At 65.8% G+C, this 25,470-nt stretch carries 13 protein-coding genes and 2 tRNA genes; 8 read left to right on the top strand and 7 right to left on the bottom strand.

Features of this window, described 5'->3' with window-relative positions; all coding sequences use genetic code 11:
• On the bottom strand, positions 1–3,757 hold a 3,757-nt coding region (locus tag ACHHTY_RS05425; protein ID WP_395493086.1), incomplete at its 3' end, for a translocation/assembly module TamB domain-containing protein.
• Positions 3,758–3,978: 221 nt separating this feature from the next.
• On the opposite strand from ACHHTY_RS05425, the gene ACHHTY_RS05430 reads away from it, so the two are divergent.
• The 3 genes from ACHHTY_RS05430 (at position 3,979) to ACHHTY_RS05440 (ending at position 10,122) form a co-directional block, all read left to right on the top strand.
• Positions 3,979–6,558, top strand: coding sequence for a heavy metal translocating P-type ATPase (locus tag ACHHTY_RS05430; RefSeq protein WP_395493087.1), 2,580 nt, complete (start codon positions 3,979–3,981; stop codon positions 6,556–6,558).
• A gap of 48 nt (positions 6,559–6,606) precedes the next feature.
• Positions 6,607–9,360 (top strand): AMP-binding protein, encoded by a 2,754-nt coding sequence (locus ACHHTY_RS05435; RefSeq protein ID WP_395493088.1) that lies wholly within the window; start codon positions 6,607–6,609, stop codon positions 9,358–9,360.
• 78 nt (positions 9,361–9,438) lie between these two features.
• The gene (locus ACHHTY_RS05440) at positions 9,439–10,122 is read left to right on the top strand and encodes a TVP38/TMEM64 family protein (RefSeq protein ID WP_395493089.1); all 684 of its coding nucleotides are present in this window, start codon (positions 9,439–9,441) and stop codon (positions 10,120–10,122) included.
• Positions 10,123–10,253: 131 nt separating this feature from the next.
• Here ACHHTY_RS05440 and ACHHTY_RS05445 read toward each other — a convergent pair whose 3' ends face one another.
• The 5 genes from ACHHTY_RS05445 to ACHHTY_RS05465 form a co-directional block, all read right to left on the bottom strand.
• Positions 10,254–10,763, bottom strand: coding sequence for a nucleoside deaminase (locus ACHHTY_RS05445; RefSeq protein ID WP_395493090.1), 510 nt, complete (start codon positions 10,761–10,763; stop codon positions 10,254–10,256).
• Between the two features lie 165 nt (positions 10,764–10,928).
• Positions 10,929–11,465 (bottom strand): HPP family protein, encoded by a 537-nt coding sequence (locus tag ACHHTY_RS05450; protein ID WP_395493117.1) that lies wholly within the window; start codon positions 11,463–11,465, stop codon positions 10,929–10,931.
• A gap of 135 nt (positions 11,466–11,600) precedes the next feature.
• Positions 11,601–14,681 carry an efflux RND transporter permease subunit gene (locus tag ACHHTY_RS05455; protein WP_395493091.1) on the bottom strand — a complete coding sequence of 1,027 codons (3,081 nt, stop codon included), beginning with the start codon at positions 14,679–14,681 and terminating at the stop codon, positions 11,601–11,603.
• Entirely contained in the window at positions 14,678–15,904 is a 1,227-nt protein-coding gene (locus ACHHTY_RS05460) for an efflux RND transporter periplasmic adaptor subunit (protein WP_395493092.1), read from the bottom strand. The genes ACHHTY_RS05455 and ACHHTY_RS05460 overlap by 4 nt, the downstream gene beginning before the upstream one ends.
• The gene (locus tag ACHHTY_RS05465; RefSeq protein WP_395493093.1) at positions 15,901–16,545 is read right to left on the bottom strand and encodes a TetR/AcrR family transcriptional regulator; all 645 of its coding nucleotides are present in this window, start codon (positions 16,543–16,545) and stop codon (positions 15,901–15,903) included. Before ACHHTY_RS05465 ends, ACHHTY_RS05460 begins: the two co-directional genes overlap by 4 nt.
• A 279-nt stretch (positions 16,546–16,824) precedes the next feature.
• Here ACHHTY_RS05465 and ACHHTY_RS05470 point away from each other — a divergent pair, with 279 nt between their 5' ends.
• The 3 genes from ACHHTY_RS05470 (at position 16,825) to ACHHTY_RS05480 (ending at position 23,953) form a co-directional block, all read left to right on the top strand.
• Entirely contained in the window at positions 16,825–18,006 is a 1,182-nt protein-coding gene (locus ACHHTY_RS05470; protein WP_395493094.1) for an efflux RND transporter periplasmic adaptor subunit, read from the top strand.
• Entirely contained in the window at positions 18,003–22,838 is a 4,836-nt protein-coding gene (locus ACHHTY_RS05475; protein WP_395493095.1) for an efflux RND transporter permease subunit, read from the top strand. Before ACHHTY_RS05470 ends, ACHHTY_RS05475 begins: the two co-directional genes overlap by 4 nt.
• A 455-nt stretch (positions 22,839–23,293) precedes the next feature.
• Positions 23,294–23,953 carry a 4Fe-4S binding protein gene (locus tag ACHHTY_RS05480; RefSeq protein ID WP_395493096.1) on the top strand — a complete coding sequence of 220 codons (660 nt, stop codon included), beginning with the start codon at positions 23,294–23,296 and terminating at the stop codon, positions 23,951–23,953.
• A gap of 87 nt (positions 23,954–24,040) precedes the next feature.
• Here ACHHTY_RS05480 and ACHHTY_RS05485 read toward each other — a convergent pair.
• A tRNA-Asn gene (locus tag ACHHTY_RS05485) sits at positions 24,041–24,116 on the bottom strand.
• 276 nt (positions 24,117–24,392) lie between these two features.
• Here ACHHTY_RS05485 and ACHHTY_RS05490 point away from each other — a divergent pair.
• Together ACHHTY_RS05490 and ACHHTY_RS05495 are read left to right on the top strand one after the other, a co-directional pair.
• Positions 24,393–24,469 (top strand) — tRNA-Pro (locus tag ACHHTY_RS05490).
• A 367-nt stretch (positions 24,470–24,836) separates the two neighbouring features.
• A complete protein-coding gene (locus ACHHTY_RS05495) occupies positions 24,837–25,451 on the top strand; it encodes a LysE family translocator (protein ID WP_395493097.1) in 615 nt (204 codons plus the stop codon).
• Positions 25,452–25,470 lie beyond the last annotated feature (19 nt).

Consider the following 25,470-nt stretch of genomic DNA (forward strand, 5'->3'; position numbering starts at 1 on the left):
CGTCACCCAGGGGAGGGGTAGAGCTCAGGGTGATAATCGGTTCGTCGGCGGTCCCCTGGAGGACCAGACTGATATCATAGCCGGCCAGGCGGGCGGTGGCCAGCAGATCGAATTCGGGCCGGTCGGGATCATGGGCGGGAAACCGGATCAGGCCCGATTCGATGTTGAAGCGGCCCGAGGGCAGGGAAATCCGGGTCGGATCGAGATAGATTTCACCGGTGAGCACCGGCAGCTCGCCGCTGCCGCTTAACAGCAGTTCCGGCCGCAGGCTGCCCCGGGCCATGTTGTTGGTCACCAGAAAGGGCTGGAGAGCGGTGAGCCGGATATTGAAGGTGATATCCCGCCAAGGCGCCGAGGTCAGAGAAAAAAGGCCGAGCCCGCTTTGGGGCCGCGGTCCCCCGGGCGCCCGAAAGGCCTGGAGAAAGTCGACGTTGCGGGTGTAGCGGCCGTCGCTGATCGCGACCTCGCCTTCGACCCGCAGGCGCTCCAGCGGGCCGCTGATTTTAAGTTCGGTCCGGCCCCGGACCCGGATGCCTTCGGCCCGGTAAAAAAGAATATCCTCCCCGCGCAGCTCGAGGTTGATCATCAATTCCCGGCTCAAATCGGCGGGAAAGGCCGGGGGCAGGTCGATCCTGCCTTGCATATTGAAGGGGGCCCCGCCCCAGAGTCCTTGCAGGGCGATGAGTTCGAGGCCCCGCTGATCGAATTGAGCCTCGGCCCGGATAGCGCTCAGGGCCGGAGCGTCGCCGCTGAGGCGCAGCTCGCCCTGATCCAGGCGCAGGAAGCCGCTGAGTTCGGGGTCGGCGAGGCTGCCCCTTAACTGAAAATCGGCGGCCAGGCGGCCCTCCAGGCGGCGCAGCCCGGGGATGAAGGGGGCCAGCCATTCCAGGTTGTCGCTGTGCAGGCCGCCTTGCAGGGCCAGTTGACCGGCGGCGGCCGGGTCCTGGCCGCCCTGGAGGGAAATGGTAGTGTCATGGCCGGCCAACTCGAGATCGACCAGGTTGAGGCGGCCGGCGGTGATGAGCAGGCGAGCCGGTCGGGCCAGGGCGAGCTGGAAAGCCTCGTTGCTCCAGGTCAGCTCGGGGAGGCGCAGATCAAGGCCGGGGGCAAAGAGGTCGGCGATTTCAGCGGCCAGGCGCAGGTGGCCATAATCGGTTGCCAGTTCTCCCCGGCTTAGCTGGAGCCGCCCGCCGGCCAGGGCCAGTTGGCCGTTGAATTGAGAGATCAGCAAGTCTCCCCGGCGCAGGTTAATGCCGGCAAAATCAGCCTCTCCGGCGAGGGCGTCCGCCGCGCCCTGCGGCCAGCGCCAGTGCAGGCGGCCGTTGAGGGCGGCCAGGCTGATATCTCCCCAACGCCCCTGGTCAAGCTCGATGGCGGTCTGGAAATCATGTTCCGCCAGGGTGCCGCCGCCCTCCAGTTCCAGGACCAGCGCTCCGGCCAGGCGATCAGCCCCGTTCAGGGCGTCGGCAGCTTGGCTCATGTCCGTTCCGTTCTGGGCGTTCAGCCAGGCGGCCGGCAGCAGGTCGGCATAAGCGCCCAAATCAGCCAGAGCCAAGCGGGCTTGCAGGTTTTCCAGGGCCAGTTCAGCCGGATCGCTGAAGCCCGTGACGGCCGGCAGCAGGATAACAGCGGTTGCGTTGAAGCGGTCCTCGCGGTGGTGGACGGCCAGGTGATGGACGGCGAGTTCGCTGTCCCGCAGGATTAATTCAGCCGATATATCGAGGGGCTGGATCAGTTGCCAGGGTTGCTCGGGATTTTGCCAGCGCAGGTCCCGGAGCTGCAGGGTGGTCTGGACTTGGGGTAGCCGGGGAGTTCCCGCGCTGTTGATTTCCCCATCCAGGCGGCCGTGGAAGCGCCAGGCCAGGGGCAATAATTCGGCGTAGGCGGCGGCATCGGCCAACTGGAATTCGGCCCGGAAATTTTCCCAGCGCAGCCCTTCGAGCAGCAGGCGGACCGGAACCGGCAGCCCGGTCAGCAGGTCAACGGCCGGGGGGCCGACGGGTTGGGAGCCCTCCGAATCCCGCAGGACCTGGAGGGCGGGCAGTCCCCGGAGGTCGAACTCTCCGGTGGCCTTCAGCCGATCGGAGTTATGCTGTAAATCGAGATGATCGATCCGGATCCGCTCCCGGTCGCCGCTGAGCCGGGCCTCCAGACGGTCGAGCGCGAAATTTTGCCATTGGAGGCCGGCTGCTTCCAGCCGCAGGTCTCCGCCGGGAGCGGCGGGAGTCCCTTCCATTTCCAGCTCCGCCCCGATCCGGCCGGCCACCGGCGGCAAGCCCCAAAGGGAGTCGAAACCGGCCAGATTGTTGATCGCCAGTTTCAGCCGGACCTGCAGGGGCAGGTCTAAAAAACTCTCCGAGTCCGGCCAGGGCCCGATCAAGGCCCGGGGCAGCTCCAGCTCGCCCGCCCCGCTTGCCAGGCGGGTATCGGAGAGGGCGAGGACCCCGTCTTTAAGGGAGGCCTGCAGGCGGAGGAGGTGGTCGGGGATCAGGGCCTCCGTCTCCGGGGCCAGGGGCCGGCCGGCGGCGGCGAACAGGAGGGGAATATCGCCCAAATCACCGTGCAATGCCGCCATCTGGCTCTGGTTCAACAGTTGCCGCCAGTCGCCGCTCAACAGGGCAACCAGGGGCAGTTGCAACCGCTCCAGCTCCAGGTGATTTTCTCCCAGGCTGGCGGTCAGCCGGGCCAGGTTGAGTTGGCCCTGGTCGATAGCGGCCAGAAGATCAAGATCGTCAAGGTTCCGGCCGGCGACGGCGCCCCCGCGGATTTGCAGGGCCAGCTCGCCGCCCAGGTCGGTCCAGGGGGCGGCGGGATCAAGGCGGATTTCGGTTCGGCCGCTGATTGCTCCGCTTAAAGGCGGCGGGTTCGCCAGCAGGGCGTCGAGCCGGGCCAGCTCCAAGCTCGGGATAACCAGCTCCCCGTGCCATTCGGCCGGGGCCAGTTCCGCCGCCAGGCTCAGTTCCGCCGCCAGAAGCGGGGCGTCCAGCTCCAGGGCGATTTGCGAGCGGTTCAAATTCCAGGTCAGTTCGCCCGTCCGCAGGGTGAGCAAATCGCCCCATGCCACTCTGGCGCTGATACCATCCTGGTCGTGGAGGGCCAGGGTCGCTTGCAGAGGGTCTTGCAGAGGTAGCAGGCTGGGGTGATCAAGGCTGACCAGGGAACTTGCCAGTTCCAGCTGGCCGGCGGCCAGCAGCAGCTCCAGCGCGGCCGCGGTCAGACGGAAATCGCCCCTTTGCAGCTGAAAATCGAGTTCTTGGAGGGAGATGGGCGGCAGCAGGGCGATGATCCCGGCGGCATCTTCCAGGGCGGCATTGATGGCCGCGATGTCGAGGGTTCCCGGCCCGGGATCCGGCGACGGGGCTGCCAGGGCATCCAGGTCCAGATCGAGGCGGCCGCCGGCCAGGTTGACCTGGAGGGTGGCGAGAAAGGCCTCCAGGCCGTGGCGCAGGACGGGCAGGGAGTAGTCCAGGTCAAGCCGGCGGGCGTCGAGTTCCAGCCAGGGGTTGTTGGCGGCCGCCGCTGTTTCGGCGCCGGCATCCGGCGCCACCGCTATGACTTGCAGGTCGTGCAGCTGCAGTCGGTTAAAATAATTGCCGCCGATCCGGGCCACCCGGACTTCCAGGCCCAGGGCGGGCGGCAGCCGGGTATTGAGGGCCGCCACCAGCCGGGGCCCGATCAGGATTTCCCGGGCCCCGTAAAGCACGGCGGCCAGGGTCAGCAGCACCGCCAGGGTCAGGAGCAGGCGCTTGATCATCATAGGGTACGCGCGTATATGTTGGTGGAAGGTTTCAAAATAGGGCGGAATCCTGTATCGTGAGCGGTGGCGGCTCGCCGGCTGGTCGAGGTTGATCTTCCCGGTGTTCAGTCAGCTTATTGTAGAAGATTTCCGCCCTGATTGCCACAAATCAGCGTCATGGCGTCAGTCCTGGTGACCGGATTTCCCGCGGCCAAAAGCTTTGCAGAACAGGGAGCAGTTCCATGTCGTCTTCAGCCTCGAAAGCGCCCAACGCGGCCCCCGCCCGCCTGGACTTTAAAATTTCCGGGATGACTTGCGCTTCCTGCGTGGCGCGGATCGAGAAGGTCGTATCCCGCCTGGAGGGAGTCAGCGCGGCCCGGGTCAACCTGGCCGCCGAAAAAGGGGTGGTCGAGTATGATCCGGCCCTGGTTACGCCGGCGGAATTGATGGCGGCGGTGGATTCCCTGGGCTTCAAGGCCGCTTTGACCGACCAGGACCCGGCCCTGGTCGACCGGGAACGGCAGGATCGGGCCCGGGCCCTGCGCCACCTGCAGCTGGATTTCGCTCTGGCCGCGGTGCTCACTTCGGTGGTGCTCTTCGGCAGCCTGCCGGAAATGGTGCCCATGCGCTACCATGACTGGGCCCTGGCCGTGGTGCCCGCCTGGCTGAGCAACCCTTTTACCCTGCTGCTGCTGACCACCCCGGTCCAGTTCGTTTCCGGCTGGCGCTTCTACCGGGGAGCCTGGGGGGCTCTCAGCCACGGGACCAGCGACATGAACGTCCTGGTGGCGATGGGAACCACCTCGGCCTGGGCCTACAGCGCCGCCATGACCCTGGCGCCCGGTTTTCTCACCGGTCTCGGTTTCCCTTACCAGTTGTACTATGACGTGGCCACGGTGATTACCACCCTGATTCTGTTGGGCCGGCTGCTGGAAGCCCGGGCCCGGGGCAAGACCTCGGAGGCCATGCGCAAACTCATGGGCCTCAAGGCCAAGACCGCCCGGGTGGTGCGGAGCAACACGGCCATGGCCGGGGAGGGAGGTGCGAGCTGCGGCCCCGAGGCCGGCGCCGCCTGTACCCTGTCGCCGATCCCCTTTCCCGGGCCGCAGAAAGGGGCTGAATCCGGCCCAACTGCGCTGGCGGGTCCGGTTCCCGCTGCCGTCAATGGGCCGGACCTTGTCGGCGAACCCCCGGAAACCGGAGCCAACGGGGAAACCCTTCTCGATATCCCCATCGAGGAGGTGGGGGTCGGGGAAATAATCCTGGTCCGGCCGGGGGAAAAAATCCCGGTGGACGGGGAGGTGGTCGCCGGCCGCTCCAGTGTGGACGAGTCGATGCTCACCGGGGAAAGTTTGCCGGTGAGCAAGAAGGTGGGCGATCCGGTGATCGGGGCCACCATCAACAAGAGCGGCAGCTTCCGCATGCGGGCCACCAAGGTAGGCCGGGACACCATGCTGGCCCAGATCATCCGCCTGGTGGAGGAAGCCCAGGGCTCCAAGGCCCCGGTCCAGAAGCTGGTGGACCAGATCGCCGCCTGGTTCGTGCCGGCAGTGGTGATCACCGCCACGGTCAGCGCCGTCTTCTGGTGGGCCTTCGGCCCCGAGCCCTCGCTGATTTTTGCCCTGACCGTCTTTATCGCGGTACTGATCATCGCCTGTCCCTGCGCCCTGGGCCTGGCCACCCCCACCGCGATCATGGTCGGCACCGGCAAGGGGGCGGAAAACGGCATTCTCATCAAGGGGGCCGAGGCCCTGGAAATGGCCCACAAGCTCAACGCCGTGGTTCTGGACAAAACCGGGACCATCACCGTGGGGCAACCGGCGCTGACCGATATCCTGGTGGCCCCCGCTTTTGCCTTTCCCGGGGAAAGCAAGGGCGATCGCAGGGCTGGCCGCAAGGAAAACTCGGCGGAAAAATCCGCATCGGAGGATGAGTTGGCGGAAGAGCGGTTGCTGACCCTGGTGGCGGCGGTGGAGCGGGCCTCCGAGCATCCGCTGGGCGAGGCCATCGTCCGGGCCGCCACCGATCGGGGCCTGGAATCGCTCGAGGTCGCCGGTTTTGAGGCCATTCCCGGTTTTGGCCTGCGGGCCGAGGTGGGGGGCCGGCCATTGCTGATCGGCAACCGGGCCCTGCTGGAACGGGAAAAAATCGCGGTGGGGCAGGACTGGCAGGAGCAGGCCGCCCGCCTGGCCGACGAAGGCAAGACCCCGATTATGGTCGCGGTGGCCGGCCGGCTCGCCGGCCTGCTGGCGGTGGCCGACACCGTCAAGAGCTCTTCCGCCGCCGCCGTGCGCGAAATGCGCCAATTGGGTTTGGAAGTGGTGATGCTGACCGGCGATGATCGCCGCACCGCCGAGGCCATCGCCGCCAAGGTGGGGATCACCCGGGTGCTGGCCGAGGTGTTGCCCGAAGACAAGGCGGCGGCGGTCCAGGCCCTGCAGGCCGAGGGCAAGCGGGTGGCCATGGTGGGCGACGGCATCAATGACGCCCCGGCCCTGGCCCAGGCCGATGTCGGCATCGCCATCGGCACCGGCACCGATGTGGCCATGGAAGCCGCCGATATCACTCTGGTTTCCGGCGACCTCCACGGGGTGCCCACCGCCATCCGGCTTTCCCGGGCGACGATGAGCATGATCCGCCAGAATCTCTTCTGGGCCTTTTTTTACAATATCGTCCTGATTCCGGTGGCCGCCGGCGCCCTTTATCCCTTTTTCGGCCTGATCCTGAATCCGATGCTGGCCGCCGCGGCCATGGCCTTCAGCTCGATTACGGTGGTGATGAACACTTTGCGCCTGCGCTGGTTCAAACCTCTCCCGGGGTAAACACCGGGGGCGTGAAATGAAGAGTAAAAATTGTATTAAAGGGGACTTATGAGCGGGGAAATTGCCACTTTGCAGGACCTGCTGGCCGGGCTGGCGGAACATGGGGAACAGGAGGCCCTGCTGCTGGTGGAGGCCGAGCAAACGCGGCCGTGGTCCTACCGCCGGCTGGCCACCGAAGTGGAAAGGGTGGCCGCGGCTCTAATCGAGATGGGAGTCCGGCCGGGGGATTATGTCGGGCTGCTGGGGGAAAACCGGCCGGAATGGATAATCGCCGCCCTGGCCGGCTGGCGGGCGGGGGCGGTGATCATGCCCCTGGATGCCCAGATCAGCGAGGCCGGCCTGGGCCATGTCCTGGCCGACAGCGGCGCCCGCTTTTTCTTCGTCGGCCACGGCCAGGAAGAACGCCTGGCCCGCCTCGATTCCGCCGCCGATTTGCGCCTGATTCCCCTGGCCGAACTGCCGGGGGAAGCCGCCAATCCCGACCTGGCCGTCGGAACCCGGCGCCCCGAAGATCCGGCCGCCCTCTTCTACACCTCCGGGACCACCGGGCCGGCCAAGGGCGTACCCCTGAGTCATGCCAACCTGGTCTTTCAGGTCAACGCCATCGGCGCCACCGGCTTGGTGACCGGCGCCGACCGCGTGTTGTTGCCCCTGCCCTTTCACCATGTCTATCCCCTGGTAATCGGCCTGCTGGTTCCCCTGGGGCTGGGTCTGCCGCTGATTCTGCCCGATGCTCTGACCGGTTCCCGGATTCTCCGGGCCATCAAGGAAGGCCGGGCCACCACCATGATCGGGGTTCCCCGGCTCTACCAGGCGATGTATGAGGGAATCGTGGCCAAGGCGACGGCCGGGGGTCTGCCGGCCCGGCTCTACTTTCAGGCCGCCGCCGGCCTGGCGGCTTTCTGCCGGCGCCGCTTCGGCCTGGGGATCGGCCGCCGCCTGCTGGCTCCCCTGCATCGCAAGCTGGGACCTTCGTTGCGGCTGCTGGCCTCCGGCGGTTCGGCCCTGGACCCCGAACTGGCCCTGAAGCTGGAGGCCCTGGGCTGGCAGGTGGCCATCGGCTACGGCCTGACCGAAACCGCCCCCCTGCTCACCATCAATCCCCCTGAGGGCGGCCGGGCCGGCAGTGTCGGCCGGGCCGTGCCGGGAGTGGAACTGCGGATAGAGCCGGTCAAGGAGGATAAGGCCGGCCCGGCGGGAGAGGAGCCGGACGCTGACCGGGCAACTGGAGCCCGGCCGCAAATTATCGGAGAAGTTTTGGCCCGGGGCCCCAGCGTTTTTGCCGGTTACCTGAACCTGCCCGAGAAGAGCGCCGAGGCCTTTGCCGAGGGCTGGTTCAGGACCGGCGATCTGGGCTATTTGGATCCCGACGGCTTTCTGTTCCTGGCCGGCCGGGCCTCCACCCTGATCGTCACCGCCGGGGGCAAGAATATCCAGCCCGAAGCCCTGGAGGATGCCATTGCCGGTCATCCTTTGATCCGGGAGGCCGGGGTTCTGTTCTACCGGGACAAACTGGCGGCCCTGCTGGTTCCCGACCTGGCCGCCCTGCGCCGGGCCGGCGAACATGAGGTGGAGGAAGCCCTGCGCCGGGCCCTGCTGGAGCTTTCCCGCGACCTGCCCTCCTACCAGCGGCCGGATGAATACGCTGTCGATCGCGAGGCCTTGCCCCGGACCCGCCTGGGCAAAATCCGCCGCCATCTCCTGGTCCGGCGCTATGAACAGGCCCGGGCCGAACGGCAGCCGGAGGCCGCCGCCGAACCGATTCCCCTGCACGATATGTCCGACCACGACCGGGCCCTGCTCGATGTGCCGGCGGCCCGGGCGGTCTGGGAATGGCTGGCCCGCCGCTATCCCCAGGTCCGCCTCAGTCCCGATTCCAGTCCCCACCTGGATCTGGGCATTGATTCGCTGGGCTGGCTCAACCTGGCCATGGAGCTCGGCCGCCATGCCGATGTGGAGTTGCATGAGGAAGCCATCGGCCGGATTGAGACGGTGCGGGATCTGCTCGAAGAGGTGGTCCGGCTGAGCGAAGAAGGGCGGGGCTTCAATGTTGCCGATCCCCTGGCCGATCCCGCCGCGGTGCTGGACGCTGAAAGGCGGCGCTGGCTGGCCCCCCTCAACCGCTTCCAGGTCGGCCTGGCCTGGTGCCTCTACCAGCTCAACCGGTTGCTGATCCGGGGAATTTTTCGCCTCCGTTTTGCCGGCCGGGAAAATCTGCCCGCCGGCCCCTTTGTCCTGGCCCCCAACCACGTCAGTTTCCTCGACCCCTTCGCCCTGGCCGCGGCCCTGCCTTTTGCCGTTGTGCGCCGAACTTACTTTGCCGGGCTCAGCGAGATTGCCTTCAGAAATATCTTTTTCCGCCTGGTCTGCCGCCTGGGTCAGGTGGTGCCCATCGATCCGCGCCGGGCCACGGCTTCCAGCCTGGCTTTCGGAGCCCTGATTCTGGACCGGGGTTATAACCTGGTCTGGTTTCCGGAAGGGGAACGTTCCCTGAGCGGCCGCCTGCTGGATTTTCGGCCCGGACTCGGGATGCTCCTTGACCGCTACCGGGTTTTTGTGGTACCCGCATACATTCGTGGGGCCTATGAGGCCTGGCCCCGGGGCCGGAGCTGGCCCCGGCCGCATCCGATCAGGATCCAGTTCGGTCCCGCCGTGCATGCCGATCAACTGGCCGCGGCCGGGACCACCACCCCGGCTGAACCATCGTCACAGGGCGCGGCAGAATCGCGGGAGGCGGCGGCCACCCGAATCACCAAGGAATTACAACAAAAAGTAGCCGCCCTGGCTGACGAGCAAGATTAATCCCGGTTGCCCCCTCGCGCAAAGAGTAATGCCGACGGGCGGCCGGAGAAGCAGGGAAGCAGGCTGTTGTCCGATTTTATGGAAAAAAAGAAAACCCCAAAACGCCGGCCGCCGCTCAAATTGCTGCTCCTGCTGGCCTTGCTGCTCTTGGGAGTTCTGGCCCAGCGGCTGGAACTGGTGGACTGGTTCGAAGTGCTGGAATTGAGCCGGCAATACGCCCATCGCTGGTGGTTTGCCCCCCTTATGGTCAGCCTGATGGCGATTTTTTACGCCCTGGCCCTGCCCGGCTCCTTTTTCATGTGGCTTTGCGGGGCACTTTTTGTCCCGCTGGCGGCGACGGTGATCATCATCATCGGCGGGGTTGGCGGGGCTCTGCTGGCCTATTTTTTTTCCGGCCGGCTGTCCCGGGGAGAGAGTGAGCGAATCCGCCACTCTCCCCTGTTCGGCTTTATTCGCCGCCATGGGGATTTCATCGCCCTGACCGCGGTTCGTCTTTTCCCCAGCTTTCCCCATTCGGTGATCAATTACGGGGCGGGGATTCTCGCCCTGCCCCTGCGCTATTTCGTGCCCTCCACTATCATCGGCTTCAGCGTCAAAGGCTATCTCTATTCCAGCGCCATTTACCAGTTGACCAGCCTGGAAGAAGGGGGGGATTTCTTCTCCTGGCAGTTGATCGCCCCACTCCTGATCCTCTCAGCCCTCTTTGTGGCCGCCAAGCTTTTTTTGAGTCGCCATAAAGGTCTGGCCGGCAATTCCAGCTAGGGCCCGGGGCCGGGCGAGGGGATTCCCGGACTCTGGCGGGCCGCCGGGCACCACCTGCGCCGGGGCCGGCTGGATTACGGCCGGGAGAGCAGCGCAGCCGAACGGGCCAGGATGGACTGGTTGGTGAGGGTTTACTGCTTGAGGGTATATTCGGCCAGCAGGCTGCCTTGCCAGTAGAGATTGTCGGGCTGGCGGAAAAAATGGCGGAAAAGTTCCAGACTTTCCCGGCGGCGAACATGGGGGGTGACCAGCACTTTCAGGGCCATTTGCCGGTAGAGCGGGGCCAGCTGGATCAGGGGCAGGGAAGTGGCGCCGCCCATGGCGTCTTCGTACGCGTAAACAATCCGGCGCACGCCGTTGAGCAGCAGGGCGGCGTAACACATCAGGCAGGGCTCCATGGTGGCGTAAACCGTCAGTTCGCCCCGCTCGATTTCCGGTCGGCGGCCCAACAGCCGGCGGATGGCGACGATTTCGGCATGGTCCAGTTCGGTGGGATTGGCCCCGCCGCTGTTCTGCCGGCGGCCCTCGGCCACCACCGCGCCCTCGGCCACGATTACCACCCCCACCGGAAACTCCCCGGCCGCCAGGGCTGCCTTGGCCTGCTCCAGGGCCAGGCCCATGAAATGCTCGTCTGGGTTCATCAAGCACCGCTCCTCTTTAAGCATGCTGGAGGATCTTAATCCCTCCCGCAGGATGCCAGCTTTGCCCCCGCCCGTCAACGATGACAACCTTGTTCCAACCCCCTGCCGTGTTGGTCGGTCCAGGCGGAGCAACCATAAATAAGCAAGTCCTGTCGTCGGCGCGGCTCAGAACCAGAATTCGGGGTACTGCCGGTTGGCGGGAATGTTGTTGATCAGCAGGGCCACCACCAGCATGATCACCGCCCCGGTGGCCACCGGCAACAGAACATACCAGAAGCCCAGGTCGTGGATTTCCGGCCCGCCGATAACCGCGATCAGGGCGGTGGCCCCGCCGGGGGGGTGCAGGGTCCGGGTGAAGTGCATCAGGGCGATGGCCGTGGCCACCGCCAGGGCCGCCGCCAGCCAGAGATGGGGTTCCAGCAGCTGGTAGCAGGCCACCCCGACCAGGGCGGAAAGGACATGGCCGCCGAGCAGATTGCGGGGCTGGGCCAGGGGGCTGCTGATGGCGCCGTAGATCAGCACCGCCGAGGCCCCGAAGGAGCCGACGATCAGCAGCAGGCCGGTGCCCTCCAGGAAAGGGTAGTGGAGCAGGGCCACCGCCGCCACCCCCAGGAAGGCCCCCAGCCAGGACCAGAAAATCTCGCTGCCGCTGACCCGGGGCGGGCACTGGCCGGAACCCTTCATCTTGCAGAAATATCTCATCTTTCCCCCCTGGTTGCTTATCTTATCGGTGATGATTTTCGATTCCATACTCAAGCGTGCCGGTTAACTCCGCTTCCCCAAACCCCTGGGATCAGGGGACCGGCCTGGTGGTTAAGTTTATCCCCCGACGGTTGATTATGCCTGGTTCGGCCAAGATCTGGCCAGGGTAATCCGCAGTAAAACCGGGATAACCACCAAAGTCAAAAGGGTCGAGGCCAGAATACCGCCGCTGATCACGGTGGCGATGGGGGAAAAGCGTTCCGAACCTACCGCCAGTTCCAGGGCCAGGGGCAGCATGCCGGCCACCGTGGACAGAGCGGTCATCATCACCGGGCGGAACCGGGTGGCCACCGCCGCGATGATCGCCTCCTCCAGGGGCAGGCCTTGCCGGCGTCCGGCCAGGACGAAGTCCACCAGGATGATGCTGTTGTTGACCACGATGCCCACCAGCAGGACAATACCAAGCAGGGCGGGCATGGAGAGATATTTGCCGGCCACCGCCAGGGCCGCCGCCACCCCGATAAATTGCAGGGGGATGGCTGTCATGATCACCAGCGGCTGGGCCAGGGAGCGAAACTGGACCAGCAGCAGCAGGTAAACGGCCAGGGCGCTGACCGCCAGCGCCCGCAGGAGGCGGCCGCGGGCCTCCGCCAGGTCCTGCTGTTCCCCGGTGATGGCCAGGTTATAGCCGGGCGGAGGGGCCAGGGCGGGCAGGGCCCGTTGGATTTCGTCCACCACGTGGGAGAGGGGGCGTTCGCCGCTGACCCAGGCCCGGACCTCCAGGGTGCGGCGGAAATTCTGGCGGGAGACCAGGCGGGGCCCGTAGGCGGTGGTGAAGGCGGCGACTTCGGCCAGGCGTACACCCTGCCCGCTGCTGCCCAGCAGCAGGACTTCTTCCAGTCCTTCCCGCTGGTGGCGATCCCTCGGCTCATAACGAATCACCACCTCCAGGTCCCGGCGGTCGCGCTGGCGGTAGGCGGTAACGGTTTCCCCGTCCAGGGCGCGCCGGACGGTGGCGGCGATTTCCCGACCGTTAAGGCCCAGCTCGGCGGCCCGTTCGCGATCGATGACCACCCGGGTTTCGGGGCGGTCCAGGTCCCAGTTTTTGTAGGGATCACGAATCCCCGGAACTCCGTGCAGCAGAGCCAGGGTCCCTTCGGCCAGGGCGGCGAGCCGGGCCGGATCCGGTCCGCTGATTTCGACCACCACCGGGGCGCTGGTGGTGGGCCGGGCGGTGCCGCCCTGTTCCTGGAAAACCCCCAGGGTCACGCCCGGCAGAGTTTGCACCGCCCGGCGCAGGCGCTCCATGATCGACCACTGGCTTTCATCACGCCGGTTGCGGGGCGTCAGATCAACACTGATTTCGGCCTGGTGCGGGTCCATGGCTCCCCGGCCGCCCAGGTAGCGGGCGCCGGGTTCGTAGCCGATCCGGGTGCTGACCCCGGTCACCGCGACCTCGGCCAGCAGGACTTTTTCCACTTCGGCCACGGTGGCCAGGGTGACCGGCAGGGGGGTGCCGGGGACCATGTCCAGCAAGACCCGGAAGCTGCCCGAGTCGAAGCGGGGCATCATTTCGCTGCCGCCGATCCGGATCAGCGCCAGGCTGGCCAGCAGCAGGACGATGGTCAGACCGAAGGTGACGGCCGGTCGGCGCAGGCCCCCGGTCAGCAAGCCAAGATAGATATCCCGCAGCCCGCCGCTGAGCCGGTCAAACCGTCCGGCCCGCCGGGAAGCGACAGGTCCGCGGCCCAGGAGAGCGGCCGCCAGCAGCGGCACCAGGGTCAGGGCCACCACCAGGGAAGAGGAAAGGGCGAAGGCCAGGGTCAGGGCCAGGGGGCGGAAGAGTTCGCCGACGAAGCCGCCGAGAAAAGTGAGGGGGACCAGCACGGCCAAAGTGGTGACAGTGCCGCCGATCTTGGCCGCCATAATTTCGCCGGTGCCGGTGCTGGCGGCCGTCTCCGGGGATTGGCCCTCTTCCAGGCGCCGGTGGATGTTTTCCAGGATGACGATGCTGTCGTCCACCAGCAGGCCGATGGCCAGAATAATCGCCGACATGGTCACCATGTCCAGTTGCAGGCCTCCCAGGCGCATCAGGCCGAAGGTGGCCAGAAAGGCGACGGGAATGGTGGTGGCGACAATCAGGGCCTGGCGCAAATTGCCGAGAAAGAGCAGCACCACCAGCATGGTCAGGCCGATGGCGCTCAAGATCGTCAAGGTCATGCTGCTGATCACCACCCGGGTGAAGGCGGAATCATCCTCGGCCACCGCGAAGGTGATGGCCGGTTCCTCCCGGTCCAACTCTTCCAGGAGAGCGAAGATGCGATCCGCCACCTCCACCGTATTGGCCTCGCTGCGCTTGAGAACCTGGACCGCTATGGCCGGGCGACCGTCGTGGCGATAGGCGGAGCGGGGCTCGCCGGGGACAAGATGAACCTCGGCTACGTCGGCCAGCCGCAAAAGATGGTCGCCGCGGCGCTGGAGCACCAGGTCGGCGGCGTCGGCGGCATCCCGCAGGGGGGTGTCGAAACGGACCACCGTCTCCAGGCGGCCTCGCTGGCCGCGGCCCCCGGCCTCGCTGAGATTCCAGTCCCGCAGGGCGGCCATTACCTGCTCCGGGGTGACGCCGTGGCTGGCGAGGCGGTCGCGCTGCAGGCGCACTTCCAGCTGCAGGCGGTTGGCCCCCAGCACATCTACGGCCGCCACCCCCTCTACCAGGTTGAGCCGGTCGCGGACCCGGTTTTCGGCCACTTCCCTTACCTTGGCCAGGGTCAGTTCATCGCTGCTCAGGGCCAGGGTGATGATGGGGCGCTGGGCCGAGGAAAACTCCTGGATCTGGGGGTCGCCCATGGCGGCGGGGAGATTGCGGCGGATCCGGTTGATGGCGTTCTGGACTTCCACGGCCCCGACGGCGCTGGAGAAATGGTAGTGAAACTCCACCTCCACCACCGCCAGTCCCTCCCGGCTGGTGGAGCGCAGGGCCCGGACGCCGTCGATGCCGGCAAACTCCTCCTCCATCAGCTTGCTGATCTGTTCGGCCACGTCCTCGGCAGCCATTCCCGGAAAGGGGGTGATCACCGTGACCATCGGGGGGTCGGTGTCGGGGAAAAGCTGCACCGGCAGCTGAAAGCGAGCGTCCAGGCCCAAGATCAGCACCGCCGCCAGGGCGGCCAGAACCGCGTGGCGATGGGCCAGAACCCAGCGGGGCAGAGCGGTCATTCAAGTTCCTTTTTCCGGGCCGGTTCGGGCCTGACGGCGGAATCACCGTCGGCGGGCGGCGGGCTGACCAATTGCAGCGCGCGGCCGTCGACCAGGTCGGGATAGGGGGTGGTGATGATTTTTTCCCCGGCCTCAAGGCCCGCCAGCACGACGACCAGGCCGCCGGCTTCCGGTCCGGTTACCACCTCCCGCCGCCGGGCCCGCTCTTCTTCGACAACAAAAACGTGGGGTTGCAAAGCCCGGTAATGCAGGGCTTCGGCGGGGATGACCAGCGCCTTTTCCGCCCGTTCGGCCAGCACCTCAACCACCGCGGTCATGCCGGGCCGCAGTCCTTCCACCCCCCGGGGCAACAGGGCTTCCGCTCTGGCTCCCCGCCCCGGGGCCTCCAGGCTGGGATGGAGCCGGTCGAGGGAACCGGCCCAGCTTCGCTCCGCGGGCAGAGCTTCGCGGATCGGTCCTCCGGTCTCTTGCAGGCTGAAATCGGCGGCGGTTATCCGGACCGGAGCCCCGGGCCGGATTTCGGCCAAGTCCCCCTGGGGGATGACGAAAACCGCTTTCAGTTCGTCGTCGGCCACCAGTTCCAGCAGGGGTTGGCCCGGTGAAGCCAGGTCCCCGGGCAGGGCATAAATTTGGCCGATCATCCCGGCAAAGGGGGCCCGGACCCGGGCGTAGTCAAGCCGGGTGGCGGCGATGGCCTGCATTTCGTGATTGGCGGCCAGGGAGGCGGCCAGGAACTCCACCCGGTTTCGGGCCTCTTCCGCCGCTTCCGCCGGGGTGGCGGCATCGGCATAGAGCCGTTCCTGCCGGGCGAGCTTGCGGCGGGCCAGGTCCAGGTCGGCGGCGATGGCCTGGGTCTGCAGATCCAGGCGGACCAGTTCCTGGCGCAATTCCCGGTCGTCAAGCAAAACCAGCAGGGCATTCTCTTGGACCCGGGTCCCGGAGCGAAACGGCATTTCCTCGATGCGCCCGGTGGTCCGGCTGCTGAGGTTGATTTGTCTCTCGGCGGCAATGGAGCCGGGATAGCGCCGCCAACGTTCGAGGTCTTGCGGGGTCAGCACCATGGTTTCCACCACCAGGGGACGGACCGCTTCCGGCGGCGGGGGGTTGAAGGTGACCACCAGGCGCTCGGCTACGCCGAAGCCGACCCAGGTGCCGAGTGCCGCGACCAACAGAAGCACGACCAGTCCCTGGCGTCGGTTCAAGTGTTTTTTTTGTTCAGTCATGGTTTCTTGCGTTCGCGGTTGGGGTTGCTGCCGGTTTGCTGCTTGACGATGCCTCGCTTAAAGATAGCGAAAACCCCGGGGGCGCCCTCTTGCATCTGCTCGGGGCGGCCCGCCAGCAGGGATTGGACGACCAGGCCCTGGATCATGCCGATGAACAGCGCCGCGGCCGCGGCGCCATCAACTTCCGGGGCCAGTTGGCCGGAGTTTTTGCCGGCTTCGATCAATTCGGCCAGCCGCCGCCGGTAACGATCGACCAGGGTACGGGCCACATCTTTGGCCGCGGAAGCCTGCGGGCGCTGCAATTCCCCGAAAAGCATCCGGGGGATGCCGGGATGGGCGACGACAAAAGCGATGTGGGCCATGAACATCGCCTCCAAGGCGGCCAAAGGGGAGGGCGCGGCACCGGCGGCCTTTTCCACCCGCTTGAGCAGTTGCTCGGCCACCCAGGCCATAACCGCCTGCCAGATCGCGTCCTTGCTGGGAAAATGGCGGAACAGGGCGCCCTGGGTCAGATTCATCCGGCTGGCGATGGCGGCGGTGGTGATTTCGCCGGGGTTTCGTTCGCCGGCCAGTTCAAGTACTGCCGCTACGGTGGCGGCTCGGCGCTGGGCGGCGGGAAGATGTTTGCTGGCGGGGGGCATGGCGGCTCCGTTAAGTGAGTAATCGATTACTATCTTAACGGAGCCCCCTTTGTCAAGGGGGAAGCTCCGAATTGTTGGCGGGGCCTCCGGGTGGCCGGCCGTTTGCCTTGGCGCTTCCGGTGCCGGCAGGCTGCAGGTTGATTGTATGCCAGGCCAAGTTTGCCATGATTATCGGGAACTTCATGGTCCCGGGATTGTCTGGCCGTTATTATTATAATTTTTACAAGAACGCCGGAATTTATTATTATCGTAATTATGTGGAAACCAGACCAAAAAACCATGTTGGGCGCCGGGCTGGCGCTTTTTTTGCTGGTGCTGGCCTACTGGTATCTGGGCCGGGAAGATGATGCCGGCAACGCGGTTCCGGCTCCCGGCCGCCCCGGCTCGGCGGCGGTGGCGGTGGAGGTGACCCCGTTGGAACGGGGAACCATCGTGGAGCGGCGCAGTTTCACCGGCACCTTGCAGCCGGCTTCCCGCTTCGATCTGGCGGCCCGGGTCGGCGGCCGCCTGCTGGAGCTGCACGCGGACCTCGGTGACGTCGTGCGCCGGGGCCAGGTGGTGGCTCGCCTGGACCAGGAAGAATACCGCCTGGATGTGGCCAAGGCCCAGGCCGAGCTGGAGGTGGCCGCGGCCGGCCTGATCGAGGCGGAAAGCTCCCTGGCCACCAGCCAACGGGATTATGAGCGGGTGCAGCGGCTGCGCCAGCAGGGAGTTGCCTCCGAGGCTGAACTGGATACGGCCCTGGCCAACTACCAGGCCCAGCAGGCCCGGGTAGCGGTGGCCGCCGCCCAGGTTTCCCTGCGGCGCTCCGCTTTGGCGGCGGCCAACCTGCGGCTGTCTTATACCGAAATCCGGGCCGACTGGCAGGGAGAGGAGCAGGAGCGGGTAATCGCCGAGCGTTTCGTTGATGAAGGCTCGCTGCTGGCCGCCAATACCCCGGTTTTTGCCTTGGTGGGCATCGACCGCCTGGTGGCGGTGGCCTACGCCCCGGAGCGGGATTATCCCCGTCTGGCCACCGGCCAGGCGGTGACGGTGCGGGCCGACGCCCTCGGGGAACGCTCCTTTCCCGGGGTGCTGGCCCGCCTGGCCCCGGTGGTCCGGGAAGCTTCCCGCCAGGCCCGGTTGGAGGTGGCGGTGGCCAATCCCGAGCAGGTTTTGAAGCCGGGGATGTTCGTCCGCCTGGAAATTGAGCTGGCCCGCAAGGATGATGCTTTGCTGGTCCCCCGGGCGGCCCTGGTCGAGCGGACCGGCGCATACGGTCTTTTCCTGGCCGATCCGGAAACCTCTACCGCCCGTTATGTCCCGGTGCGCCTGGGGCTGCAGGAGCGGGAACGGGTGGAAATTGTCGAGCCGGCGCTATCCGGCCTGGCGATCAGCCTGGGTCAGCACCTGCTCAGCGACGGGGCCCGGATCATCATTCCCGCCGGTGAAGCCGGAGCGGCCGGGGAAGAGGGGCGATGAACCCGGCCCGTTTTACCGTCAGTCGGCCGGTCTTCACCACCATGGTCACCCTGATCGCGGTGATTATCGGGGCGGTGTCGCTGGCCCGGCTGCCCATCGACCTGATGCCCGAGGTCACCTATCCCACCCTGACCATTTCCGCCACTTACGAAAACGCCAGCCCCGAAGAGGTGGAGGAGCTGATCACCCGGCCCATCGAGCAGGCAGTGGCCGCCGTGGCCGGGGTGGAAAGCATCAACTCCAATTCCTCGGAGGGGGTCAGCAATGTCCGGGTCTCCTTTTCCTGGGGAAGCGACATCGATGTGGCGGCCAACGACCTCCGTGATCGCCTGGACCGCATCATCCATCTCCTGCCCGACGAGATCGCCCGGCCCCAGGTGCGCAAATTCGATATCTCCGCCACCCCGGTGCTGATCCTGGGGGTCGCCAGCCCCATGGATCCCCTGGAGTTGCGGCGCCTGATCGACGAGCAGATGAGCTTCCGGATCGAACGGGTGCCGGGGGTGGCCTCAATGGACGTCTGGGGCGGCCTGGAGCGGGAAATCCAGATCAATCTCCTGGCCGACAAGATCGCGGCCCTGGATCTGAGCCTGGACGGGATTCGCCAGGCCATTCGCGATGCCAATATCACCGTGCCCGCCGGCGAAATCGAGCGGGGCCGGCTCGAGGTAACCCTGCGGACCCCCGGCCAGTTTACCAGTATTGAGGAACTGGCCGCCACCGTCGTGGCGGTGCGGGCCGGAGCGCCGATCACCCTGAACCAGGTGGCGGAAATTCTCGATACCCACCGCAAGGTGACCCGAATCGTCCGGATCAACGATGAGCCGGGGGTGCGCCTGGCCATCCGCAAGCAGCCCGATACCAACACCGTGCAGGTGGCCCGGGACGTGCTGCGGGAGGTGGAGCGGCTTAACCGCGACTTCCCCCAGGCCGAGATTATTCCGATTATCGATTTTTCCGAATATATCCAGCGCTCCATCGACAACGTCGGCCGCTCCCTCATGTATGGCGGGGCTTTGGCGGTCCTGGTCCTGCTCTTTTTCCTCCGCAGCATTCGTTCGACCCTGGTGGCGGCGGCGGCCATTCCGGTGGCGGTGATCGCCACCTTCGCCCTGATTTATTTCGGGGGCTTTACCCTTAACCTCATGACCCTGGGCGGCCTGGCCCTGGGGGTGGGAATGATGGTGGACAGCGCCATCGTGGTGCTGGAAAACATCGCCCGCTTGCGGGACAAGCAGCGCCTGGCTCCCCATGAGGCGGCAGTGCGGGGCACCGGCGAGGTGGCGGCCGCCATTGTCGCCGGCACCTTGACCACCCTGGTTATCTTCATCCCCATCCTCTTCGCCGAGGAGCTGGCCGGCATTCTCTTCCGCCAGTTGGCCCTGGTGGTGGGATTCGCCCTGCTGGCCGCCCTGGTCACCGCCCTGACCCTGACCCCGATGCTGGCCGCCCGCCTGGTCCGGCCGGCGGCGGTGGCGGCAACAACCGACCATAGCCTGCGGGGGGGCTTTATCCGGCTGATGGCCGCCCTGTTCAGCGGCCTGGAAAGGGGCTACCAGCGTACCCTGGAAGGGGCCTTCAACAACCGGGGCCTGGTGGTAATCGGTTTTGCCTCGCTCTTTGCTCTGGCCCTGATGCTGCTGTCCCACTTGGGCACCGAATTCATGCCCCAGGCCGACGAGGGCCAGGTGCGGGTCGGGGTCGAGATGGAAACCGGCACTCAATTGGCCCTGCTGGATCAGAAGGTCCGCGAGGTGGAAAAGATCGTCCTGCCGGCGGTGCCGGAAACCCGGGCTTCGGTGGTCCAGGTCGGCGGCACCACCTGGCGCACCGGGGCGCCGGCCAATGCCGATATCCGCCTGGCCCTGGTCCCGGCCCGGGAACGGAGCCGAACCAGCGAACAAATCGCCGCCGACCTGCGCCCCCTGTTGCGCGACATCCCGGGAGCCCAGACCCGCACCCGGAGCGGCGGCCTTTTCATCCTGCGCCTGGCCGCCGGGGCCGAGGATGAAAGGCTGGTCATCGAGATCCGGGGCTTTGAGCTGGCCCAGCTTGATCGCATCGCCCGCGAGGTGCGCGACGCGGTGGCCGACATCGAGGGGGTTGCCGATCTCCGCCTGAGCCGGGAGGGCGGGGTGCCGCTGGAACTGCTGCGGATCGACCGGCAGCGGGCCGCCGATCTCGGCCTTTCGGTGGCCCTGATCGCCCGCACCATCGAGATCGCCATGGCCGGGGCCGGAGCCGGCCAGTATCGCGACGGCGGTTACGAGTATCGAATCTTCATGCGGCTCAAGGATGCCGAGCAGCTGGATTTCGACGATATTCTCAATATAACGGTCCGCAACGAGCAGGGTAATTTCGTCGCCCTGCGCAACGTGGTCACGGTGGAACGATCCGAAGGACCCTTGACCATCGAACGCCAGGATCAGCAACGGGTCAGCCTGGTCCAGGCCAACCTGGCCGGCCGCGATATGGGTTCGGTGGTGGCCGATATCCGCAAGCGGCTGGAAACCATCCCCGTGCCCCGGGGGATTGACATTACCTTCGGCGGCGATTACGAACAGCAGGAGAAGGCCTTCAACGAAATGGCCCTGGGGCTGGTATTGGCGGTGCTGCTGGTTTACATGGTGATGGCCTGCCTTTATGAGTCTTTGCGCGATCCCCTGATCGTCATGTTTGCCGTACCCATGGCCTTGATCGGGGTGGTGTTGATGCTGCTTTTGACCGGCACCACCCTCAACGCCCAGTCTTATATCGGAGGAATCATGCTGGTGGGAATCGTGGTCAACAACGCCATCCTCCTGGTCGATCAAGCCACCCGGTTGCGCCGGGACGAGGGCTGGACGGCCCTGGCGGCGGCCCGGGAGGCGGGCCAGCGCCGCCTGCGCCCGATCCTGATGACCAGCCTGACCACCACCTTTGCCATGATGCCCCTGGCCCTGGGCCTGGGCGAGGGCAGCGAGCAGCAGGCCCCCATGGCCCGGGCGGTGATCGGCGGCCTGATCAGTTCGACTTTTATCAGCCTGCTGTTGATCCCCGTACTCTACTCTCTCTTTTATGCCCGGAGCGACGCCCGGATTGCCGGCTCCCGGCCCGGCACCGCCGGCCAGGCCGCGACCGCGGTTTTGCCTCTGGTCCTGGCCCTGGGTTTGGGTCTCGGCGTTGTCCTGGCGGGCGGGGTTGCGAGCCCGGGTCGGGCCCTGGCGGCGGAAGGACCCGTGCCGGCTCCGGTTGCCGAGGGAGAGGCCTATCGCGCTGAAGCAAGCGAGGCGTCCCAGGAGGCGGAAGCGGCCGCCCGCCGGCTTGAAATCAGCCGTTATCTGCCCCGGGCCGGGACCAACGCCCTGCCCCGGCCCGATCGAGCCGGCCGTCTGGAGTTGACGGTGGAAGAGGCGGTAGTTATGGCGCTGGGCAACAATCGGGCCCTGGGGGTGCAGCTTTATCGGCCCCTGATCGCCGGCACTTTTGCCGAGCAGGAAAAGGCGGTTTTCGATCCCGCCCTTTTCGCCGAAGCGGAAGTGATCCGGGAAAAAACCCGGCGGGGAGAAGATTATCCCCGGACCGAGCGTGAAAATTATCGCTTGGGATTGGAGCAGGAACTGCCCACCGGCACCGCTCTCGAATTGGCCTTGGAGCAGCGGCGGGCCGAGGCCCCGCTGGCGACCACCGCCCAGCAGCGGGCCGGTCTGAGCCTCAGCCTGACCCAGGCCCTGCTCCGCGGCGGCAGCCGCGAGGCCAACCTGGCCGGGGTGCGCCGGGCCGAACTGGATGTGCTGGTCTCGCTTTACGAGCTGCGCGGCTTTACTCAGAGTCTGGTGGCGGAAGTGGAGAAAGCTTACTGGGACTTGGTGCTGGCCGAAAGCCGGATCGCCATTTTCGAGGAATCCCTGAGCGTGGCCGAGGCCCAGGTGCGGGACGTAAGCCGGCGGATCGAAGTCGGAACGGTGGCGGAAGTTGAACGGGCGGCGGTGGCCGCCGAGCTGGCCTTCCGGCGCCAGGGGCTGATCGACGGCCAGAGCCGCCGCGACCAGGCCCGGCTGGAGCTGCTCAACCTGCTCAATCCCGGCCGTCGACTGCAACTGGCTGACCCCTGGTCCGAGGACGACAACTTGAGCAGCCCGGCCGGGGAGTCTCGATTGGTCAGCCAGGGCGACATCTTCAGTCTGCAGCCGGTTCCCCGGGATACCCCCCAGGTGCTGGAAATCGAGCCTGATCCGGTGGTTGAGCATGTGGCCTTGAGCTTGCAGCTGCGCCCCGATCTGGATGAGGCTCGCTTGCGCCTGCAACAGGGTGAGTTGGAGGTCATCCAGACCCGTAACGGGCTCCTGCCCCGGCTCGATCTCTTCATCACCCTGGGCAAAACCGGCTACGCCGAAAGCTTCGGCCGATCCTTTGCCGAGATCACCGACGATTCCACCTATGCCGGCTCCCTGGGCCTGCGCTTCTCTCTGCCTTTGGGCGGCAATCGGGCCGCCGGAGCCGCCGAGGCCCGGGCCCGGGCCGGACGCGGCCAGGCCCAGGCCAGCTTGGACAACCTGGCCCAACTGGTCGAGCTTGATGTCCGGACCGCCCACCTCGAAGCCACCCGGGCCCGGGCCCAGATCGCCGCCTCCGCCGAGCGCCGCCGCCTGCAGGAAGAGGTTTTGCGGGTCGAGCAGGTCAAGTTTGAAGTGGGACGCGGCACCGCCCTGGCCGTGGCCCAGGCCCAGCGCGACCTGTTGGAAAGCCAACTGGCCGAAGTGGACGCCATGGTCGCCTACCGGCTGGCCCTGACCGATCTTTATCGGCTTGACGGGTCGCTCCTGGCCCGCCGCAACATCTCCACCCGGTAAACGGCCAGCAGCACCGCATCTTGCGGCGATCAGTCCGGCTTGCGTACTGAGGTACGCGGCGCCGGCCTGCTTGCCGCAACCTGCGGCACTGCTGGCCGTTTACCTCTTGCCTCCAGCTTTTTTTCTGTTTCCAACTACCCCCCCCTTTTTTTCCGCTGTATTTTTGGTGTCCGCCTGGCGATATATCAAAGTAAGTAGCTGTTTTTAGCTAAAAACATCCTCGGCCGGCTGTTTCGGAGTAATGGCGGTTTTTAACTGCCGGGGCTTGACAGGGGGCGGCCGTTGTGTTACTTAATCGTTTAATTAATTTGTTTATTGCTTTGCTCTTGGCGGGCTTTGCCAGGAGCTCATTATTTTAGCGGCTGAACCAGCCCTGCCAGCGTCCCGAGCGGATCGACCGGGGCGGCGGTGCGGGGAGCGAAGCCGCCAATCTTGCTTGAATCAGGGGAAGAGCGATGAAAGAGATTCGGGAAAAAAAAGGGCGCAAACTGCTGCAGTATCTGATGGCCCCCTTGGTGCCGCTGGTGATTGTCGGCGGGATATATTGGCCCTATTTGGGTTATCTGGCCCTGGCGCTGATGATCACCATGATCGTCATGACCTTCTTCTGGGGGCGCCTCTATTGCGGCTGGTTGTGTGCCATGGGAGCCTTTCATGAACGGGTGCTGGCCCGGTTCAGCCTGCAGCGGGAGATGCCGGCGCTGTTTAAAAAAACCTGGTTCCGCTGGCTCTTTTTCGTGCTGCTGATGGGCTTGATGACCAGCCGGCTGATTATGTCGGGGGGGGATCCGGCCAAGATCGGGGCGGTCTTCGTCATGATGTGGACCGTGGCCACCAGCATCGCCGTGGCCTTTGGCCTTTACTATAAGCCCCGCTCCTGGTGCAACTTCTGCCCCATGGCCTCGATGCAGGGGGTGCTTGCCCCCAATACCCATCTTCTCCAGGTCGGAGCCGATTGCAAGCAATGCGGTCTGTGCCAAAAGACCTGCCCGATTCAGACCTATCCCGGCGCCTACAAGGAGCAGGGCTTCGTGCCCAGCCTGGAATGCATGCGCTGCGAGAACTGCGTGGTCAACTGTCCCAAAAAGGTGCTGTCGGTGGGCAAGGGCCGCTAAATAACCGGGCGGCGCCTCCGGTGCGGAGTTTGCTGCGGGCAACAAAAAAAGGGTTTACGGCTTGCACCGTAAACCCTTGATTTTTGCTGGCTCCCGGGGAGGGACTCGAACCCCCGACAGGGTGGTTAACAGCCACCTGCTCTACCAGCTGAGCTACCCGGGAACGAAAGAAGGCGCAAATATAGCAAGCCGATCTCCCCCCGTCAACAATTTTGCGGCCCGCTCCCTCAAGCGCCTCTTTCCCCTGCTGGGATGGGGAACTCGGCCCTCCCCAAGGGTTGTTTGGGCCCGAGGGCCCGGCGGGCATCGCTTGGCAAGAGTTTGCGGCTCTCGCCTCATTCGGCCTTGTCGCGGTTATCCGAGCTTGTCTCCGTTGCTTTTCCCTTGACCTGAAACGGACCGGATGCTAATAGAACTCTTTCCTCCAACCCAGTAATGTCGGGGCGTGGCGCAGCCTGGTAGCGCGCCTGCCTTGGGAGCAGGAGGCCGGAGGTTCGAATCCTCTCGCCCCGACCACCCCTTTATCCGCAGTTTTCAACCCGGTTTCGCCCTCGGCTCTTGGCCTGATACATGGCTTGGTCGGCTTTGCAAAGTTAAGCTGCCGCCGGTAACGGTCAGGACCTGGCTAGCCAGTTGCACCAAGCCCTGCATGGGCCGGGAATCTGCCTTACAGGCCGGGAGCCATTCTCGGACAAAGGTGTCGAGGCCATCAGGTCCGAGATGAAGACCGGTCCCTGCAGGAGGGCGTTTCTCCGTGGTTATCGGCAGTACTTAAACATTAATCCAGGATGACCAATAGCATTTTGGGCGCGGCCCGGGGCCGGCAACCCGTTGTTTCAAATCAACGGTCGCCGGAGCAAGGCAAAAACAACAGGAATTTTCCATGACCCTGGCAACCTGGCTGGCGGTGGTTGGCATTTGCATTCTGGGGGCCATGTCTCCCGGCCCGTCGTTGGCCGTGGTGCTGCGGCAAACCCTCAGCGGGGGGCGCAAGAACGGCAGCGTGGCCGCGCTCTGTCATGGTCTGGGGGTGGGCCTTTATGCCCTGTTGAGCATCATCGGCCTGGCGGCGGTGATCACCACTTCGCCCAAGGCCTTCAACTTTTTGCAGTGGGGGGGCGCCCTCTATCTGGCCGGGCTCGGGGTCCAGGGCCTGCTGGCCCGGCGGCGGGCCGCTAACGGTCTGGCCGCAGTGCCCACTACCGCCAGCGCGGCCCGCGACGGCTTCCTGGTGGTTTTCCTCAACCCGAAAATCGCCCTCTTCTTTTTGGCCCTGTTCAGCCAGGTCGTGGGCCTGGAAACCTCCTTTGCCGCCAAGCTGGGTTACGCCCTGACCGCCATGGTTATCGACGGGAGCTGGTATCTGCTGGTCGCCCGGCTGTTTTCCCACCCAAGGTGGCTGGCTTGCCTCCAGCGCCAGGCCGTCTGGCTCGAGCGCCTGTTTGGCGTCATTCTGCTCGGCTTGGCGGGGCGGCTGGTCCTGGCCATGCTGGTCTGAGGCGGCTGGCCCGGTGCGG

The organism is Desulfurivibrio nitratireducens, from assembly GCF_044068515.1.
Taxonomy (GTDB): domain Bacteria; phylum Desulfobacterota; class Desulfobulbia; order Desulfobulbales; family Desulfurivibrionaceae; genus Desulfurivibrio.